The sequence below is a fragment of the Burkholderia sp. MBR-1 genome, assembly GCF_013822785.1.
Taxonomy (GTDB): domain Bacteria; phylum Pseudomonadota; class Gammaproteobacteria; order Burkholderiales; family Burkholderiaceae; genus Burkholderia; species Burkholderia vietnamiensis.
The window spans coordinates 41,563-60,126 of sequence record NZ_CP053613.1 but is presented as its reverse complement, the minus strand read 5'-3'; the positions used below and the strand labels follow the sequence as shown (position 1 = coordinate 60,126).

General features: G+C 62.1%; 18 protein-coding genes and 2 pseudogenes. 3 read left to right on the top strand and 17 right to left on the bottom strand.

The window, feature by feature from the left end; genetic code table 11:
- Positions 1-177 precede the first annotated feature (177 nt).
- From MBR110_RS31725 to imuA, 5 genes and pseudogenes are all read right to left on the bottom strand, one after another.
- Positions 178-576: a DUF2471 family protein gene (locus MBR110_RS31725; RefSeq protein WP_155625994.1), complete on the bottom strand. Its 399-nt coding sequence runs from the start codon at positions 574-576 to the stop codon at positions 178-180.
- 91 nt (positions 577-667) lie between these two features.
- Positions 668-967, bottom strand: coding sequence for an H-NS histone family protein (locus tag MBR110_RS31720; RefSeq protein WP_043292978.1), 300 nt, complete (start codon positions 965-967; stop codon positions 668-670).
- Between the two features lie 104 nt (positions 968-1,071).
- Positions 1,072-4,217: pseudogene (locus tag MBR110_RS31715) on the bottom strand (error-prone DNA polymerase).
- Between the two features lie 6 nt (positions 4,218-4,223).
- Complete coding sequence (locus tag MBR110_RS31710) at positions 4,224-5,702, bottom strand: Y-family DNA polymerase (RefSeq protein ID WP_043292952.1); 1,479 nt, start codon at positions 5,700-5,702, stop codon at positions 4,224-4,226.
- Entirely contained in the window at positions 5,623-6,339 is a 717-nt protein-coding gene (gene imuA / locus MBR110_RS31705; protein WP_181710061.1) for a translesion DNA synthesis-associated protein ImuA, read from the bottom strand. Before imuA ends, MBR110_RS31710 begins: the two co-directional genes overlap by 80 nt.
- Before the next feature lie 421 nt (positions 6,340-6,760).
- Here imuA and MBR110_RS31700 point away from each other — a divergent pair, with 421 nt between their 5' ends.
- Positions 6,761-7,072 carry a winged helix-turn-helix domain-containing protein gene (locus tag MBR110_RS31700; protein ID WP_011875565.1) on the top strand — a complete coding sequence of 104 codons (312 nt, stop codon included), beginning with the start codon at positions 6,761-6,763 and terminating at the stop codon, positions 7,070-7,072.
- A gap of 92 nt (positions 7,073-7,164) precedes the next feature.
- Here MBR110_RS31700 and MBR110_RS31695 read toward each other — a convergent pair whose 3' ends face one another.
- The 5 genes from MBR110_RS31695 to MBR110_RS31675 all read right to left on the bottom strand — a co-directional run bounded on the left by MBR110_RS31695 (position 7,165) and on the right by MBR110_RS31675 (position 10,017).
- Positions 7,165-7,398 (bottom strand): hypothetical protein, encoded by a 234-nt coding sequence (locus tag MBR110_RS31695; protein ID WP_043292953.1) that lies wholly within the window; start codon positions 7,396-7,398, stop codon positions 7,165-7,167.
- A gap of 455 nt (positions 7,399-7,853) precedes the next feature.
- Positions 7,854-8,168, bottom strand: a complete 315-nt coding sequence (locus tag MBR110_RS31690) for an H-NS histone family protein (protein WP_081065007.1) — start codon at positions 8,166-8,168, stop codon at positions 7,854-7,856.
- Positions 8,169-8,638: 470 nt separating this feature from the next.
- Positions 8,639-9,001, bottom strand: a complete 363-nt coding sequence (locus MBR110_RS31685) for a type II toxin-antitoxin system PemK/MazF family toxin (protein WP_011875570.1) — start codon at positions 8,999-9,001, stop codon at positions 8,639-8,641.
- Positions 9,001-9,255, bottom strand: a complete 255-nt coding sequence (locus MBR110_RS31680; protein ID WP_011875571.1) for an AbrB/MazE/SpoVT family DNA-binding domain-containing protein — start codon at positions 9,253-9,255, stop codon at positions 9,001-9,003. The genes MBR110_RS31685 and MBR110_RS31680 overlap by 1 nt, the downstream gene beginning before the upstream one ends.
- Positions 9,256-9,504: 249 nt before the next feature.
- Entirely contained in the window at positions 9,505-10,017 is a 513-nt protein-coding gene (locus MBR110_RS31675) for a hypothetical protein (RefSeq protein ID WP_226098047.1), read from the bottom strand.
- On the opposite strand from MBR110_RS31675, the gene MBR110_RS31670 reads away from it, so the two are divergent.
- Positions 9,991-11,111, top strand: a protein-coding gene (locus tag MBR110_RS31670; RefSeq protein WP_106919332.1) for an IS3-like element IS407 family transposase whose coding sequence is annotated in 2 segments (ribosomal slippage) — positions 9,991-10,249 and positions 10,249-11,111 — 1,122 coding nt in all. Because the reading frame shifts where the segments join, the coding sequence is not laid out codon by codon here. The genes MBR110_RS31675 and MBR110_RS31670 overlap by 27 nt on opposite strands.
- A gap of 635 nt (positions 11,112-11,746) precedes the next feature.
- Here MBR110_RS31670 and MBR110_RS31665 read toward each other — a convergent pair.
- From MBR110_RS31665 to MBR110_RS31655, 3 genes are all read right to left on the bottom strand, one after another.
- A complete protein-coding gene (locus MBR110_RS31665; protein ID WP_137910376.1) occupies positions 11,747-12,154 on the bottom strand; it encodes a hypothetical protein in 408 nt (135 codons plus the stop codon).
- A 256-nt stretch (positions 12,155-12,410) separates the two neighbouring features.
- A complete protein-coding gene (locus MBR110_RS31660; protein WP_011875463.1) occupies positions 12,411-12,854 on the bottom strand; it encodes a hypothetical protein in 444 nt (147 codons plus the stop codon).
- A 150-nt stretch (positions 12,855-13,004) separates the two neighbouring features.
- The gene (locus MBR110_RS31655) at positions 13,005-13,292 is read right to left on the bottom strand and encodes a hypothetical protein (RefSeq protein ID WP_171026890.1); all 288 of its coding nucleotides are present in this window, start codon (positions 13,290-13,292) and stop codon (positions 13,005-13,007) included.
- Here MBR110_RS31655 and MBR110_RS31650 point away from each other — a divergent pair.
- A pseudogene (locus MBR110_RS31650) lies at positions 13,233-13,813 on the top strand (hypothetical protein); the annotation flags it as partial. The gene MBR110_RS31655 and the pseudogene MBR110_RS31650 overlap by 60 nt on opposite strands.
- Here the strand turns inward: MBR110_RS31650 and MBR110_RS31645 are convergent.
- From MBR110_RS31645 to MBR110_RS31630, 4 genes are all read right to left on the bottom strand, one after another.
- Positions 13,805-15,003, bottom strand: a protein-coding gene (locus tag MBR110_RS31645; RefSeq protein ID WP_176331728.1) for an IS3 family transposase whose coding sequence is annotated in 2 segments (ribosomal slippage) — positions 13,805-14,688 and positions 14,688-15,003 — 1,200 coding nt in all. Because the reading frame shifts where the segments join, the coding sequence is not laid out codon by codon here. The pseudogene MBR110_RS31650 and the gene MBR110_RS31645 sit on opposite strands and share 9 nt — an antisense overlap.
- A 177-nt stretch (positions 15,004-15,180) precedes the next feature.
- Positions 15,181-16,143 carry an IS5 family transposase gene (locus MBR110_RS31640; protein WP_011875466.1) on the bottom strand — a complete coding sequence of 321 codons (963 nt, stop codon included), beginning with the start codon at positions 16,141-16,143 and terminating at the stop codon, positions 15,181-15,183.
- Between the two features lie 49 nt (positions 16,144-16,192).
- Positions 16,193-17,575: a hypothetical protein gene (locus MBR110_RS31635; protein WP_011875467.1), complete on the bottom strand. Its 1,383-nt coding sequence runs from the start codon at positions 17,573-17,575 to the stop codon at positions 16,193-16,195.
- Positions 17,572-18,564: an ATP-binding protein gene (locus MBR110_RS31630; RefSeq protein WP_011875468.1), complete on the bottom strand. Its 993-nt coding sequence runs from the start codon at positions 18,562-18,564 to the stop codon at positions 17,572-17,574. The genes MBR110_RS31635 and MBR110_RS31630 overlap by 4 nt, the downstream gene beginning before the upstream one ends.

The window sequence follows — 18,564 nt, the reverse complement described above, 5'->3', positions numbered from 1 at the left end:
CGAATCTACGATTCGCGCCCCTGGTCTTCAGGCGGATGGGGTACTGGCTCGGCTGCGCCGACGCGGCCACTGGAGCGTCGTCGGCATATTGCCGGCGCTTGGCTGGCTGGTTTGCGGTATGCCAATGTGCACAACACCAGTGGCCGGCCATGCTGATTGCTTCGAGCAACGACGGTCTCACACTTCGCCGCCGCGCTGTGCGGCCGATGACATGGAGCGCAGGTGGTCCCGGACACATTGGTAAGCGACCGGCAGCGGCTCTGCGGACAAATCCCAGTCGATCAAGGCGTTCAGATCCACGCCGGGCAGCGTGGTAGGCCCGATTCGAGGAAGCGCAGCTACGACAGCGGCTTCATTCCGGCTCTGGAAGCCGAGATCCGAAAAAGCCTCCTCTTCGATTTCGAGAAGTGCAGGCCATGTGACAAAGACTGTCAGGCCAGAAGTGCAATAGCGCGCCGTGATCGACATCACGACTCGGCGGAAGTCTTCGGTTGCGCGTTCGAGCGCGTGATCGAACAACACGGGATCGACTTCAGTATCAAATTCAAATTTTTCGGGCATCTCGAACAGTCCCATGGGGACAACATTGGTTGATACGCGGCCAGCCGGATTGACCACCCCGGCCGCGAGTGGGGCAAGTCGAATGTATCGAGTGCTGGCGTCCAATTCACCCCTGGACGGTTGGCGGCGCGATCTGAAACTGCGAGCGGTCTTTCCCGTCGATCCACGCTGGTGACCGGCCGCGGCCGCTCCAAGTTGCGCCGGTCGCGGGGTCGCGATACCGCGGCTGCACAGGCTGGCGCTTGCGAACCGCGCTCGTACCAAAGACTTCTCGCGTCGAGAATGCGAACTCGTCCACCAGTCGTTTGACTTCCTCCAGTGCAATCAAACGTTCCTCTGCCTTGGCGGCCTCAATTTCCGCTTCAAGAGCGGCGCGTTGTGCGAGAAGTTCGTGGAAGGTCGACATCTTTTCTCCAGTCGTAAATAGGAAATTGATATTGACGAGCATACCGGGCGCTCCCCGAAGTCAAGTGTCCGCGATCAACTGCACCGACTTGGGACAGAGGAGATTCAGCAAAACTCCCGTGACGTCGTCGGCAGCGCACCAAGCAACTCGGTCCTGTCGACGAGTTTGCTCGCGATCAGGTGCCGCACTTTCCCTTCCGCCTGCCACACACCGTACACGGCGAGCAATGCGGCGCCGAGCGCTTCCTTCCGAAACTTCTCCAGCAGTCCGGGCCAGAGAATCACGTTCACCTGGCCCGTCTCGTCCTCAAGCGTCATGAATAGGACACCGTTCGCCGTGCCCGGCCGTTGGCGTACCGTGACCAGTCCGCACGCGCGCGCGAGCTGCCCGCTGCGCAGCGTTGCGAGCTGCTCGGCCGACTGCAGTCGATCGAGCGCCAGGCGCTCGCGTAACAGCGCGAGCGGATGCCGCCCGAGCGTGAAGCCCATCGCGCGATAGTCCGTCACGATCTCGTGGCCCTCCGATGCTTGAGGCAGCGCCGGCACCGTGTCGTCGCGTTCGGTGCCGCGCAGCAGATCTCGATCAGGCACTGCAGCGGCCGCGAGCCATAGCGCCGCGCGTCGGCCGCCGGTGAGTGAGCAAAGGGCGTTGGCACGCGCGAGAACCTGCAGGTCGTGCCGATCGAGCCGCGCGCGCCGCGCGAGGTCCGCGACGTCGACGAAGGGCCGCGCTGCACGTGCGAGCTCGATACGGCCGGCGACATCCTCGCGCATGCCGCGCAACAGCGAGAAGCCGAGGCGCACGGGCGCCGACGTCGCCGGCCCTTCGAGCGCTGAATCCCATGTGCTAACGTTGACATCGACGGGTAGCACTTCAACGCCGCGGCGCCGCGCGTCCTGCAGCAGCTGCGACGGCGTGTAGAAGCCCATCGGCTGGCTGTTGAGCAGGGCGGCCAGGAACACGGCTGGTTCGTGCCGACGCAGCCAGGCGCTCGAGTAGACGAGCAGCGCGAAACTGGCCGCATGGCTTTCCGGGAAGCCGTATTCGCCGAAGCCCTTGATCTGCGCGAAGATGGATTCGGCGAACTCGCGGTCGTAGCCGCGCTCGAGCATGCCGCTCACCAGACGTTCGTGGTACGGCTCCAAGCCGCCCTTGCGTTTCCAGGCGGCCATTGCGCGGCGCAGCTGGTCGGCCTCGCCGGCGGAGAAGCCGGCCGCCAGCATCGCGACCTGCATCACCTGCTCCTGAAAGATCGGCACGCCGAGCGTGCGCGCGAGTGCCTTCTCCATGCCTTCCGACGGAAACGTGACGGGCTCCAGCCCTTGGCGCCGGCGCAGAAACGGATGCACCATTCCGCCTTGCACCGGGCCCGGCCGCACGATTGCGACTTCGATCACCAGGTCGTAGAAGCACTGCGGCCGCAGGCGCGGCAGCATCGACATCTGCGCGCGCGATTCCACCTGGAACACGCCCATGCTGTCGCCGTCGCACAGCATGTCGTAGGTCGCCTTGTCCTCGGCAGGAATGTCCTGCAGCTCGAATGTCTCGCCGCGCTTTTCCGAGATCATGTCGAGCGCGCGGCGGACCATCGACAGCATGCCGAGCGCCAGGACGTCGATCTTCAGGATGCCGAGCGCCTCGATGTCGTCCTTGTCCCACTGGATGATCGAGCGATCCTCCATCGCGGCGTTTTCGACCGGTACGAGCCGCGTGAGCTTGCCGCGGCTGATCACGAAGCCGCCCGAGTGCTGCGACAGGTGACGTGGATAGCCGAGCAGCTGCGCGGCAAATGCGGCCCACTGCTGATTCAGCGGCGCGTCGGGGTCGAGGCCTGCCTCGGAAAACCGCTGCAGCAGATCCGCGCGCGAATCGAACCAGTGGTGCTGCTTCGCGACGCGATCGACGATCGCCGGGTCCACGCCGAGCGCCTTGCCGGCTTCCGTAACGCGCTGCGCGGCCGGTACGTCGTGACGGCGGCCGTCAGCGCTGCGCGATCGCGACCGTACTTGCGGTAGATGTACTGCATGACCTCTTCGCGACGCTGATGCTCGAAATCGACGTCGATATCCGGCGGCTCGTTGCGCTCCTTGCTGATGAACCGTTCGAACAGCATCGATTGCCGCGACGGGTCGACCTCGGTCACGCCGAGGCAGTAGCAAACGGACGAGTTCGCAGCCGAGCCGCGTCCCTGGCACAAGATGCCTTGCTCGCGCGCGAACTGCACGATGTCGTAGACGGTCAGGAAATACGCCTCGTATTTTAGGTCGGCGATCAGCTGCAGCTCGTGTTCGATCTGCGCCTGGACGTCGATCGGGATGCCGGCCGGAAACCGCCGGCGCGCGCCGATGTAGGTCTGCTCGCGCAGGTACGTCGCCGGATCGGTGCCGGCCGGTACCAGTTCATCCGGATACTCGTACTTCAGGTCGTCGAGCGAAAACGTGCAGCGCCGCGCGACGCGTACGGTTTCCTCGAGCGCGCCGGCGGGATAGAGGTTGGCGAGCCGCAGACGCGATCGCAGGTGACGCTCCGCGTTCGGCGCGAGCTCGTACCCGCACTCCGATACCGGCCGGCCGACCCGGATCCCCGTCAGCACGTCCTGCAGCGGTTTGCGCGATCGCACGTGCATGAGGGGCCAGCTCGTGGCCACCACCGGCACGCCGTGGCGCGCGGCGACGCGCTCGACCACGCCGCGGTGGATGTCGTCCATCGCGCGTGCGTGCAGCGTCAGCGCGACCCATGCGCGATCGCCGAACACTCGCGCAAACCATTCGACCTGCGCATCAAGGCGTTGCTCGTTTGCTGGGAAGTCGGGCGACAGGATCGCGATGCAGTCGGGCAGGCCGCGCAGGTGCGTGTACGGCGCTTCCGGGTGTTCAAGATCGAGTGGCGCCAGCCGGTACGTGCCTTTCTTGCCGCGCATGCGACCGAGCGAAATGAATTCGCAGAGGTTGCCGTAACCGTCGCGATTCATCGCCAGCGCAGTGAAGGCGAGCGCGGGCGCGCCGTCGGCAGCCGTCAGCCGGAAGTGCGAGCCGATGATCAGCGCCATGTTCGCTGCCTTCGCCTCGACGTGCGCGCGCACGACGCCGGCGAGCGAGCACTCGTCGGTGATCGCGATCGCGCTGTAGCCGAGCTGCGCCGCGCGCGCGACGTATTCCTCCGCGCGCGACGCGCCATGCAGGAACGAAAAATCGGAGGCGACCTGAAGTTCCGCGTAGGCGGGCAGGGCGCCGAAACTGCCGGCGTCCATGACGGGTCACCCGAACAAGCCGTGGAGGAAGAAGCGCGCTTCGCTCTCGTCGCTGGCCGTCGGCCGCTCCTTGTAGATCCAGTAGCAGATGCCGTTGTCGTCCTCGGCGACGAAGTAGTCGCGCGTCACGGTCTGCCCATCCTGCCAGCCACCTTCAATGCGCTCGCCAGGCGACACAATGCGCAGCGGCGTGCCGTAAAACGGGCGATGCTCGCGTGTGAGCAGGGGCACAGGCTTGGCAAGCAGCCAGGCAGGACGCGGCAGGTCCGACGGCAGCGGCGACGGCTTCGGCGCGTCGCGCATCGGCACCCATCGGGCGGCCGGCTCGGGACGGTAGTCGGCCATGGGAGCCGCGACGAGTACGTTCTCGGAGCCGAGCCGCGCCGTCAGCAGTTCGAGCAGCCGTGCGTGATCCTGCGGCGTGCCACCAGGCTCGGGAAACAGCGAGTCGCTCGGCGCGGCCGCTTCCTGCACGCTGCGGGCGACCAGGCGCACGGCAATCACTGGCCCGGCGAGCTCGACGTGGCCGAGCCGCTCCTTGACGAGCCGCGTGAGGTGTTCCTCGAAGCGGGTAGGGGCGCCCAACGCGATTTCGATCTCGGTCGGCGCGATCGCGTCCCGCCCGCGCTCGTGCTCGAGCAGCAGTGTGAACGCGGCGACGTCCAACTGCTTAGCGGTGAGCCAGCCGGTCAGCTGCAGGATCAGCCGGCGCGCGACGAACAGCAGCGCCTCGGCGTGCTCGACGCGATCCATTAGCTCGACGCGCGTGTCGAACGACGGCGGCATTTCAAGCCAGTCGTAGGCGGCCGGCGCGGTGCCGGCGACCTGGTCGAGCCAATCGAGCAGTTGCGTGCCGCATCGCTTCCTCAACCCAGCGCGCGGCAAGCGCTGCAGATCGGCGAGCGTTTCGCAGCCGAGATCCTCAAACCAGTTCGCATAGCGTCGCGCGTCCGGCGCCACGACGAGCGGCACGCGCGCGAGCGCGCGGCGCAGCGATCGCGCGGACAGCGCAAGGCCGCCGCGCAGCCCGCGCGCGACCATCCACGCGGCCGGCCCCGACGAAGCGACCGATATCGCCGCGGTGACTCCGAACGATGCGACGACGTCGCGCACGCGCTGGCGCAGCGCGAGGATGCCGTGAAAGAGGCGCAGGCTCGCCGTCACGTCGAGCACCACCACGGCTTCGTCGGCGTCGACGACGCTTGGTGTGAACTGCAGGAGCGCATAAGCAACCCCCAGCACGAGCTCGCGCTCGCGCGCGGCGTCGCGCTCGCGGATCTGCGCGTCTGGCGCGAGGGACAGCACGCCACCGCGGCGCATGCCGGCGACGACGCCGAGCGCACGCGCGGCGCGATCGAGCGCCACGACGCGGCCGCCCTCGAGCACGACGAGCCCGCGCGCATCGTCAGACGACGGCGCCGGCGATCGCGGCCGGAACACTTCGAGGTTGAGGTGCGGCAGATGCACGCCGATCCAGACTTGCATGGCGGTTCAACAAAATCGGCGAGGTGGACAAGGGAACGAACAACGGCGTATCGCGCACCAATCCGCGGCGCTTCAGGAACGTGACGTCGACACCGTCGCGCTTGGGCGCGAGCGCGAGCCGTAGCGGCGCCGGCGACGGATCGCGGGCGGCGGCCGCCGGCCGGAACAGGAAAAACAACGCCGAGCCGTTCTGCGCGGCCAGATTCAGGCGGCGCAGCGCGTCCGCGCGCACGTGCTGCTGCCAGAGCAGCACGGCGGCACACGTGCCGGCCCGCAGCGCCTGGTCGGCGGCCCATAACGCGTCAGCCGTGCGCGGCGCCGCCAGCGTCACGAAGCCGGACGGGTCGATGCCCCAATAAGCGAGCGCCAACGGTTGCAGCGCATGAGGCGGCTGGATCAGCATGACCGGCCTGCTGGCCGCGCGCGCGAGCACGGGCGCCAGCAACCGCAACTCCCCGATTCCAGGCTGCGGCGCGAGCAATTCGATCAGCGCACTGGCCGGCCAGCCGCCGCCGGGCAGCTCTGCCGAAAGCACCGCATGACCGGTGTCGATGCCCCGCGCGCTTGGGCGCGCCAACTGCGAGGCGCGCCACAAGCTCGGATGGATCTGCTCGGGATGGGCGAGGGCGGGGTGCATGGAAGCTATGTCGGCTGAACACTGTATAAATATACAGGTTATTGTGGTGCAGGCCCGCTGAATTTGCAAGGGTGGTGGCCGCCGACCATAAAACGTGTCAGATCGTATAATTGCGCGCGCCAACGGGCCGAGAGGGCGAATGCGGCACGAAAACGGTGATCTTTTGCGGCGACCATCAAGCGCTATCGCGCTATTCTGGGCGAACCTTCCGCGCTATCCAGCGCATCGACTACCTGATTGACGGACGGCGCACGTTGCGCGCGCCATCACTGTCTTCGCAAGTTCCCTTCCCATGTGACGCTTGTTTTGCCACGCGCCCGCCGTCTCACGGTGCCGTATGGCTGAATCGCGTCGCGTTCGCCACCCCTGTATGCGGGCCTCACTCCCGCACGGGAATGGCACGCGCACCAATGGAGCAACTATGCAATCTCTCTCCTTCCGAACTTCGCACGGCAGTCTCAGCTCCGCGACCAGGAGCCCGAGCCAGTGGCGACCGGACTTCGCTCGCATCCGCGGACATGTCGCCAATGCTATCGCCGACCAGATCGAGGAAGCCATTCGCTCGGGCCTCTTCAAGCCGGGCGACAAGCTTCCGACCCAGCAGGCGATTGCCGACTCGCTGGGCTTCCATCTGAACACGATCTATGCCGCCTTCAAGGAACTCGCCCGACGAGGTCTGACTCGCGCCTTCGCGCGTCGCGGCACTTTCGTTCTTGACGTTGAGACAGTGTAATTGCGATCGCCCGCCTGCCACGCGCAGGCGGGGCCTCCTGAACCCTTGCGGGCAAGCTGGCCGATCCCGAGTGCATGAATGGTGACCGCGCGTCATAGGCCGGTGCCGCCATCACCGCGTTCCCTGCGATCGCAATCGAGCGAATTTCGACACGGAGTCGGAACGGGCTGGGGAAGCGGCGCGACGAAGCGGCGAATCTGCCGCGTCGTCAATTCCGGCCGTGCTGCAGCGCGCCGCGGCTCGAGCTTGCCGTCCGCCATATCCTGAACGACCTTGCATCGATCCAGATCGCGCATCGTCACCGTGATCCGCTCCGTTGCAACCATAGCGACATCCGGCGCCGGAAAACCGGCAACTGCACAGCTTACGCGGCCCGAAAGCGGACATTCCAATCTAGCACTAGACTCGAAAAATTCGCTAGTGTCTATTATGTAAAATTATGGATACCTAACCGACTTGAATCCCGCATGCGCCATTGAAATATCGATGCCGCGACACCGCATCGACCGATCGGGTATCCACCTGCGTCGACCGGCCAACGCGACCGTACTAGATTCCCGTGTCAGAGGACGGTCATGTGTCGCGCTTCAAATTGCAGCTTGCTACCATCCGCAAACACGCAAATGTCCACGCACAATTGCGGAGCCTCTATCGACACAGCGAGGTCGCACGCGGTGTCATACGCTCTGCAGACATCGGCGTCCATGCTGATGCACTCGGCGGTCGTGTATTGCGGTCGGTCCATCTTTTCGTATCAAAGGTCGAAGAACGGCTTCCCTACTCAAATCGCAGGCAGGTCTGGCTGGATTAGAAACGCCGCAGGATCGTTGCCGAGCCACGCTGGTTGTCGCCCTCTTCCAGACCACGTCTTCCCTGTTGCAGGATCGCGGTACTTCGGAACGGTCGACATACGCTTCGAGTTGCGCTTCTGCACTCTCTCTTGCAGATCCAGAACGCTGAGATCGAACTCCTTCATCAGTGCCTTGATCTGTCCGATCGCCACTTCGCGTTCGGCCTTGCGAGCAGCGATGATTTGCGCATCCAGTGACTCTCGTTGCGCAATTAAAGCTAGGTAGCCTGGCGATTTCGGGTCCATGTTCTCTCTTCCTTGCACCGGCACGGCCGGCGTGTTCCTATGCCATCTGAATCACGAAATTCGCTGCTGCGTAGCGGACATTACAGCTCCACACTTCCTCGTCGCGTCGATAGAAGTAAGCCCAACCGCTCCTAACGACCATCCTGGCTTGCGGAAACACGGCACTATGACCATTGAGTGCGGCTGAAATCTCATTTCGTTCGCGGCACGTCGCCCAATAGTCGCCATCGGGCAACAAGTCCGGGTCCGGTCGCCTTGATTTCGTCACGGTGTTTTCCTACTTCAAATTGCGTAACGCACGTTCGAGCATGTGCTCCGCGTCTTGCAACTGACTGTGAGCATACGGCAGGTTACCGCCCTTTCCGAGTTGGTTAGCTACGGATACTTTTGCAGATTCGATCGCCCGGAGCACAGCCTTCAGCTCGCGCTCAAGGTCTTTTGTGTCTTGACTTCGATTGCTCACTGTTTTCCTAGTCACCAATCGCGATGATCTGATTCAACTGCTCGCATGCAGCCGCGAACACTTCGTCGGGCACGCGCTTCCACGGATGCGCTTTCGCGCCCCGCGCTCGCCAGTCGAACGACTTCGGCTGATGGCCCAGCACGTAGCTTGTGACGTTCTTCGGCCCTTTGAACTTGATGGCAAACGGGTTTGTGTCGTTGAACTCGGCGGTCGTCATCGGGAGTCCGATGACGATGCCCGTCCGCTCGTTGAACGCCTTGGGCGACAGGACCAGCATGGGATGCAGATCTTTCATCTCGCGGCCCACCTGGGGGGTGCAGTCGATCCAAATTATGTCGCGACGATCGGGCGCCCACAAAGCTCCCGCCATCAGAACACCTCCGCACCGATACGGCCCGTGGCCATCGCCTCGCCACCGTGCTTCGCAGGGTCGAACTGCGCTAGTTTCTCCGCGAGCGTCAGCTTGCGCGGCCCCACCGGGCGCACCGTCACGCCGATCTCATCCGCCGTGATCTCAACCTCCTGATCGACCTCGAAATGTGCGGAGCGCGCGACCGCTGCGGGGATGCGGACAGCCAGGCTGTTTCCCCACTTCTGGATCGTGAGCGTTGCGGTTTTTGCCATGATGCAAACCTCCTTGTAACGTATAAACAAGTATATACATTGCGCATGCTTGTGTCAACGCGTTTAAACGTTATTCGAATGGACGGCGCGAACATGGCCTCCCACATGATTACGGCATGGCCGAGGGCCGTCCTCAGTACCTAATCGTCGCCGAAGTCGACCGCCGCTACCGCCCCCGAGTGTCCTGCGGAGACGTGTCGATGTACGGGGCCATATGATCAATGGAGCCATGTCCTAGGGAAATGCTGATTAATGGGCCACCCTCGGCGTATTACCCATCAGATTGGCGGTGATCGCTATGTCGCCGTCGGCGGTACGCAGTGCGCGATCGAAGCGACTTTTGCGTAGGCGACTAAGATTGAGGCGCAACGGCAGGCCGTCGTCTCCCAGCAGGTTGTGGCGCTGGATGACGGCTTGAATGGCCCGATTGAGGGACTTGCTGTCGAGGCAGGTGATGTTGCCCCTCTTTGTCGACCCTGCACTTGCTTCAGCGCGATACAACCAGATTCGCTGCTTCAGAGCAGGTCGTGCCTCACACACCAGCTCGCGGGTGCTGGCGATGGCTTGTTGCAGCACTGCACCTTCGGAGAGGTCGAAACAAAGATCTTGCTCGGCGGCCTGCTCGCTCGGTTTAGTTGGAGTTTGCCGTTCAAGAGCAGCGCGGCCGTGACCTGCCCCCTGCAAACAGGGCCAGCCGGAGTCTAGTAAAGTTCGTTTTCGGAGAAGAAGACGAACATGAAGAAGCGCTTTACGGAACAGCAAATCATCGGGTTTCTGAAGGAAGCCGAGGCCGGTATGCCGGTCAAGGAACTGTGCAGGAAGCACGGGTTCAGTGATGCGTCGTTCTACACTTGGCGTGCGAAGTTCGGCGGCATGGAGGTCTCGGAAGCGCGCCGGCTCAAGGACCTCGAGGTGGAGAATGCCCGGCTGAAGAAGCTGCTGGCCGAAGCAATGCTCGATATGGAAGCGTTGAAGGTCGTCGTCAAGGGAAAGCCCTGAGCCCGCAAGCCAAACGCGAAGCAGTATCGGCGATTCGGGGGAAGGTCAACATCTCCGAGCGCCGCGCCTGCCGGCTTGTCGGGCTTTCTCGCAGCGTGCTGCATTACGACGCGAAGCCAGACCACGAGAATGAGGTGCTAGCGGCGCGTCTGGTGGAGTTGGCACACGAACGTCGTCGATTCGGCTACCGCCGATTGCACGCCCTAGTGGAACGCGAAGGCACGCACGCCAATCACAAGCGCATCTATCGCCTGTACCGTGAGGCAGGGCTGGCTGTGCGGCGCCGTCGCAAGCGCCACGGCGTAATGATTGAGCGCGAGCAACTGGCATTGCCGGGCGCCCCCAACGAGGTGTGGTCAATCGATTTCGTGATGGATGCGCTTTCCAACGGCCGGCGCGTGAAGTGCCTGACCGTCGTCGACGACTTCACGAAAGAGGCTGTCGACATCGTTGTCGACCATGGCATCTCAGGTTTGTATGTCGCTCGGGCATTGGACCGCGCAGCTCGCTTCCGTGGCTATCCCAAGGCGGTGCGAACAGACCAGGGCCCCGAATTTACGAGCCGCGCGCTTGACCAGTGGGCGTATGCGAACGGCGTCGCTCTGAAGTTGATTCAGGCGGGCAAGCCAACGCAGAATGCGTACATCGAATCGTTCAACGGCAAGTTCCGCGACGAATGCCTTAACGAGCACTGGTTCACGACGCTCGCGCATGCTCGGGCAGTCATCGCGGCATGGCGTCAGGACTACAACGAGCAAAGGCCGCACAGCGCACTGAACTACCTTGCGCCGTCAGAGTTTGCGGCGAAACATCGGGCAACCGCGGATACTCCTGCCGCTTTCCAGGAGTTGGTTTAAAGGGACTTTGCTAGAAGCCCATTGGCCCTATTGATGGGGGCAGGTCACTGCAACTCGACCACTTGGCGTTCAAACGTGCGGGCAGCCACGCGATCACCCAGGCGTTTGAAGCAGTGCATTTTCGTTTCCACGTAAGCGTTGCCCCAGCACCGTCTGTTCATGACGGCTCATAGACGGCAATCTGGTTCCCACCAAAATGTGAACTGAACCCCGGGCTGGACGCACACTTTTGGAACGTCATAAGCATTCGCGAAACTAACGCCAAGCCGGTAGTGAACAACATGCGCATGTTGCGCCGCCAAGTCAGGCGCGCGAGCCTAGTAACGACGTCAGCATCCGTTCGCCTCGCCAGGCTACTGCTGAGCGAACCTAAATTGTTTGAGACAATGTTTCCGCTCCTGGATGAGATCGGCCAATGGCTTGTCAGCAGCGTCATGCAATCGGCGGCGCAGGTCAGGTGGCATTCGATGCGTCGTGAATCTCAAGAGCGCGGCTGCTCGCCCGTCAAGTCCATGGAGATTGTGGCAAGTTGCCATCAAGAATCGTACGGAACTGCGGCAGCAGGCATGTAGTCGGGCTGAACTGCGGTCCTGAACAAGCAAAGTCCAGATGATTTTAGCTGTCTTGTCGGCGAGTCACAGGACCGTTGACGCGCTTGGGAGGGGGGACTGGCGTGAGCTACGCGCGAAGCGCTCCAATCGCTCGCGCGCTTCGATGAGGTAATGGAGTGGCGCGCATTCGATCTGCCGATCTGCTTGGCACAAGACCGCCTCGAAGTGTGGGCTATCGTCGGCATCAAGTTGGCAGACACCATCGCGCTCCGCGCGCGTCATACACCGTTCGAGCGCCGCCTCCGCTCGGGAGTAGACGATCAAAGCCGTATCGCCGTAACCAGCCTCTTGCACATAGAACGTCAAATAAACAAACCGTATCAATTCGTTCAGAAGATAGGGATTTCCTGCTCCTTGCTTGCATGCGACGAAAGTGAGATGGTTCGCAAGTGATAGGTCACGCGCGGCTCGCGCCGACAAGGGCAGCAGCATGGTCTTGTTGAGAGGTTTGCGCGACGGCGCGCGAGAGGACTTCCGATTGGATTTGCGTGTGGACATGCAAGAAGACAGCGGCGATACAAAACGGCCCCGCAATACCGGAGCTGATGGCGATCATAGCAAATTTGGGATAACACTGCGTTGAGCCCACGGTAGCGAGCGGCTTGGCTCGCACGTGTTGGTGCTCCGAAATGGTTCACGACTGCCTCGTCATTGCTGGGTAGTTAACTTTGCGTGCATCGTCCGTGCGTCATATCTCGCAAACAATAGCCGAAAGCATCATTGGTATGACTTGCTGAACAACTGCAGGGCTGCCAGCCTGCCGTAATTGTGCTTCGACAGCCTCGCTCGAACCGAACACCATCGCGCCGTAGACGGAACTCGAGGAAGACTTACCACTCCCTGGTCTGAAGGTCGGGTCGCCAGGTTGAAATCCGAACACTGCGCGAACGCGTAGCCCGTATACAGCTAGATCCCTCCCGTGCGCGGGACGAAATGCGTTGACTGAGTTTGCCTCGACGCGAATCGGCGCAGGATCAATCAACTGGCTGTTGATAAGAGAGGTAATGAACGTGTGCGCATTGGATTTGCAGGTGAACTGCTCATCGAGCGTGCCTGCGAACACTGATGTCGGTAAAATTCCGGCGCCAAGCGCGACAAGCGAAATCAGAGATATAAAAATAAATCTTTTCATGGCATCAACATGAAACCATTCAGTTTTGCACCGAATCCTTGCAACACGTACAAGTTATCACGTACGCTCGTGAAAGGATGCTACGGTCGCAGTTGATATTGTATTTCGCTTTTTGAAAGAATTCGGACGAACCAGTCACCTATGCGTAAATCACCGGCTGATGATGATGTTGACGGTGGCCGATACGCGCTTGTCACCGTGGCCATTCCACGGAAACGTCTCGGCGAAGCTGTTGAAAGTCGCTGCCTTGCTCGTGGGAAATATCAGCTTGAAACTTGCGATCGTCGCTATCGCTTCGTAACCGATGCCTCGCTCGACGTCTCGCCCCAAATGTGATGAGTTCTGAGTGGCGCGCCCCCGCCGATGAAGGCGTTCACGTTTACTGATAAACAGCACGAACAGCGAAAAAGCTATTTTCGTGCACTGTTTCGCCTGCAAGGCGAACTCGTCAAGCTACAAGATTCGGTCGTGCATACCGGACATCGGCTCGTCGTCATTTTCGGGGGCCGCGACTCGACAGGAAAAGGTGGCACCATCAAGCGCATCACGCAACGATTGAATCCTCGTGTCTGCCGCGTGGCTGCCGTGTCCGCGTCCAATAATCGCGAGCGCACGCAATGGCATTTCCAGCACTATGCTGCACACTTGCCGACGGACTGTGAGAGAGCGCTGTCCGATCGAAGCTGATACAACCGTGCGGGCGTCGGTGTGCATTGGGATTCTGCACTGGCGACGAATATGCTGAATTCTTCCGATCAGTGCATTAATTCGAGAGGATACTGGTCAGAATCGGGATTCAGCTTATCAATAATGGTTTTCGATACGACAAGAAACGCGCATGCCTGAACTGCATCCATCACTTGCTCAGTCAATTACCGTATCACGAGATCGAGCGCTCGACCGTGCAACTCCCTGGAGTTGCCCCTGTAACTCAGGACACTCGGACACCGTTAGGTTGATGACGCCGCAGTCCGCCTGAACTCGCGAGGCGAGCGATATTTCAGAGCTTTGTGCGGGTGACGCTCGTTGTAATGCTCAAACGCAGCAGCCAGACGCGAGAGCGCCGTTGGCGCGTCGGGCTTGTCCATATAGGCGACGTAATTGTGCTTCATGGTCTTCACGAACGATTCGGCCATGCCATTGCTTTGCGGCGAGCGCACGGGCGTCGTCAGCGGCTCCAGGCCCAACTCTCGTGCGAAGCGGCGCGTGCGATGGTCGATGTAGGCCGAGCCGTTGTCCGTCAGCCATTCAATAGGCTGTGCCGTTTGTGTGGTGCCGAAGCGCTGCTCGACGGCGGCCAGCATCACGTCGCGGACCACGTCACCGCTATGCCCGCCGGTCGTCGCTGCCCAGCTAATCGCTTCCCGGTCGCAGCAGTCCAGCGCGAACGTCACGCGCAGTGGCGTGCCATCGTCACACCGGAACTCGAAGCCATCCGAGCACCAGCGAGTATTGCTCCGGTCCACGGCCACGCGGCCGTCGTGCCGATGCTTATCTCGACGCACGCCGAGACGGCGCAGCAGCAACTGATGCTCGCGCATCACGCGATAGACGCGTTTGTGGTTGATGCACGGCGCGCCGACCATCTCGCGGCTGCGACGCAGCAGCGCCCAGATGCGCCGATAGCCGTAAGTCGGCAGGTGCGCTACGTGGGCCTGGATTTCTTCGACCAATTCCGTGTCGTCAGTCGGTCTGGTGCTGCGGCCGTCTTGCCAATCGGACGAGCGAGTCCGTTTCGCCGCCACACCGGAGCGCGCCACGCCGAGAACTTCGCAGACCGTTTTCAATGGTCGTCCCCCGGCAGCAAGGGCGAGCGCGCAATCAGGTTTTTTGAGCGGCCCCACTCGACAGCTTCCTTCAGGATTTCGACTTCCATCGTCTTCTTCCCGAGCAGGCGTTGCAGTTCCTTGATTTCCTTGATGACGGCGGCCAGCTCCGATGCAGGGACTACAGTTTCGCCAGCTTGCACCGCTGCCAGACTGCCTTCCTGGTATTGCTTGCGCCAGCCGAACACCTGGTTCGGGTTCACGCCGTGCCGCCGCGCTACGGCTGACACCGATGCGCCCGGTGCCAGCGTTTCCTGCACGATGGCGATTTTTTCCTGGGCCGTGCGCCGCCGGCGACGCTCCGGCTCGGTCAGAATTTCGATGGGTTCCACGTAATGACTAGGGATGCTCTGCACAAACCGGAATCCAGTGTGCTTGGTGGTTTAACTGGGAACTGAATGCGCCACGTCGCCAATCAATCAGCTCGAAGCGAAGCTGGCGGGCACGCGCCGAGCAGCTTCGCGGGCCGCGCATGGCATCGGCGCGCGCCAAGGATGCGCTCATGCCTTAGCATCCAGCAACGTGCCGCGCGCCATCCACAGGTTGGACAGCGCGAACAAGGTCGTGAGTTGCACGGTGTTCTTCCTCAGCCCTCGATAGCGGACCTTGGTGCAGCCGAACTGCCGTTTGATCACTCGGAACGGGTGCTCGACCTTGGCCCGAATGCCGGCCTTGATTCGCTCGACTTGATCAATGAGCGCGTCAAGCGGCTTGCTTTTGTCCAGAATACGACGTTTGCCGGGCTTCATCGCCACATGCCAGTTCACACCCGGGCGCGTGTCCGGGCGCTTGTGCACGCCCTGATAGCCCGCATCGCCAAACGCGTCGGTTTCCTCGCCATGCAGCAGACTGTTGGCTTCGAGCACGTCGCTGATATTGCCGGATGTGCCTCGTACCGTGTGCACCAAGCCGCTTTCGGCATCGATGCCGATATGCGCTTTCATGCCGAAATACCACTGGTTCCCTTTCTTGCTCTGGTGCATCTCCGGGTCGCGTTCGCCCGACGCGTTCTTGGTCGAACTCGGGGCGCTGATCAAGGTCGCGTCCACCACCGTGCCCGCACGCAGCATCAACCCTTTGTCGCGCAGGATGTCGTTGACCACCGCGAGGATCTGCGCCGCCAGCTTGTGTTTCTCCAGCAAGTGACGAAACCGCAGAATGGTGCTCTCGTCGGGCAACCGCATCGTCCAATTGTCCAGCCCTGCAAACTCTCGGTACAGCGGCACGTCGTGGAGCGCTTCTTCCATCGCCGGGTCCGACAGACCGAACCATTGCTGAAGGAAGTGAATACGCAGCATCGCCTCGAGCGCGAACGGCGGGCGGCCGCGTTTGCCTTCCGGGGCGTACGGGGCGATCAGCATCACCAGATCTGCCCACGGCACCACACGGTTCATCTCGTCCAGGAATTCGCGCTTGCGCGTGCGCTTCGTCGACAAGTTCAGTCCAAGGTCAGTTTGTTTCATGCGTTACATGCTCGCTGGCTCGACGATTCATGGCAAGCACAACCGCCGGCTACTTGTGCAGAGTTTCCTTAGCAGTGCCAGGCTGCCACGCCAGTGAGCGATAGCCGTATCTCGGGTCGAACGGCATGATGCAGAGCTGCTGCGGTGGGTCGTCTGGCGAGGCGCCACCGCGCATCACAATCCCTCGTCGTAGAAAATCGTGGACCGGAAACGGGAGCCAAAGCATACGCCGCGCGCCCGCGCCCTGTGCCTCCTCCAGATACGCATAAAAGCTGTCCATACAGGCCTGCGCCAAAGCGTGCAACGTCAGCCAGTGAGCCGCCTCCCTGCTCCATGCTCGTGGTGCGACCGGCGCGTGAAGCGACAGCCAGACTGTCAGACCGAGCGGCCCATGCACTGGCTGTTGCAAAAGCGAGCGGGGTATCCTTACGCCTTCCCATTTGCAGCGCCATCGCAGGTAGGCCAAGGCGACCGGACAACACGATGTCGTTGTGCCTCCGCAAAGCGGCCATATCAAGTGACGTGCAGCACTCTTAATGCATGCCCGGTGGTTCCGACCGTACATTCGCATGATCCGTCGCCGCACCGCCTTGTAGCACGCGTGCTCCTGAGCGTCGCGATCGCCGAGAAACTTATCCTGCGTCGCCTCTTCTGGCCATGGATCGTCAGCCTCAGCCTGCCCGCCTGCGCCGAACCTGACCCAAGACATCTCTTGCAGTGGCAACTGGTATTCCGAAACCGGGGGCAGTTCGTCCGACGTTGAGGGTAGCCCGCCCGTGGCGCAGCAGATTTCTTCCGATCCTGTCGGCTCCTGAACGGTCAGCCGGACATGCCTCGCACGCTTTCCCAATCGCCGTCGATAAGGTTGACCTACACGAATGTCATCCAGCCCCTGGGCGGGCACCCACCATGCATTCCCGCACGACGGACAGTTAAACGGCGCCCTGAATAAGTCGGCCCGCAGCCGGTAAGGAATCGGTTTATCGCACCGTTCGCAGCGCTCGACCAGCGGTGTGCGATGCACAGGGCACTGGTCAACGCGGCGGTACTGAAATACAGCCAGATGGACACCCTGCTGCGCACATTGCACGCACCATCGCAGCGTCGGCGACGAAATCCTCTGAATCGCGCCAGAAGGCATGACGAACGCCGCGGCGATATCCGCAAGTCGCAGGCGCAGCATGTCCCTCATGCGCGGCAGGTCGAAGCGCCGCGCGTCGCGAAGATCGAGATCCTGCGGCGGTGTGCGCCGGCCCTGCAAGCTGGCAAACGATTCGGCGAGCGCTGAGCAGGAAAGCGCGTTGAGCCGCTGAAACTTCGCGAGCAGCGAGAATGCAGATTCTCCCGGAGCATGCCAGTCGTCTCGCCAGCACCATGGATCATGGACCGGAGGCGCACTGCCTGTCAGCAGGATATCGAAGCGCCGTGTCACGTCGGCCCCGCCTCATCGACGAAGATGATCCGCAACGCCTCAAGCGCGGCAACGAAACTGGATTCCTCGACCGCCTCGTCCCAGCAGGCGCGGCTCAGTTCAAACCGCACCGAGTCGTGTTCCATGTTGCGGGTCAGAGCAATCTCAACGGAGCGAGCTAGATACTCCATCGGGATTTCCATCGGAAAGTCGAACCTCGCGATTCGATGCGCTGCGTCGAACGCCTCCCACAGAACCTTCTGCTGTGCGCCGAGCCGAAAACCGGTGTCGTACGCGCGCTGCAGAAAAAAGCGCGTGTAGGTCCAGTCGCTACCTTCCGGAAAGATGGAGCTGTCGTACGCGGCGAGAGACATCTTCAGATCCGCCGCCTGCTGCATGCCCGCAAACCGCATCTCGTCGATCATGAAACGAGCGACGATCTGCGAGGTATCGACGTTCTGCCGGAATGCGCTCCGGCGGTTTAGGATGCCGGGCTGACCGACGAGAAACGCGAACATGCGGATGCCGCGCCGGCCCAGTTCGTCCTGCACGTCTCGCAGCCACTCATAGTGCTCCAGCTCCAGACGCTGCGCTTCGTCGACAAAGATGACCAGCGTGTTGCCGGAAACGCGCGCCACGAGTTCAGCGAGTTTGTGATAGAGCCGCAAGCGCCGCTGCAGTGCAGTGCCGCTGTCTGGTCGCGCGTGCTGGGCAACATCGAGCAACATGCCGAAGAACAGCGATTCCGAGCGCGAGGGATTCTGCGGCATGCCCAGCGTGAGCACGACGATACGCGGCAGCTCGTGCCGCAGGAGCCGCACGCAGTATCGGACGGCATAGGTTTTGCCCCAGCGGGTATGACCGTAGATCACCGCACCGGTCACGCCCCGGCGAAGGCACTGCCGAATGCGCGCATACATCGCGGCGATCGCCGGCGTCGGCACGATATAGGACTGGCTGAGCAGTGGATGCTCAGACACGTCGACCGGGCGTTTCAGTGTGTCGAGCAT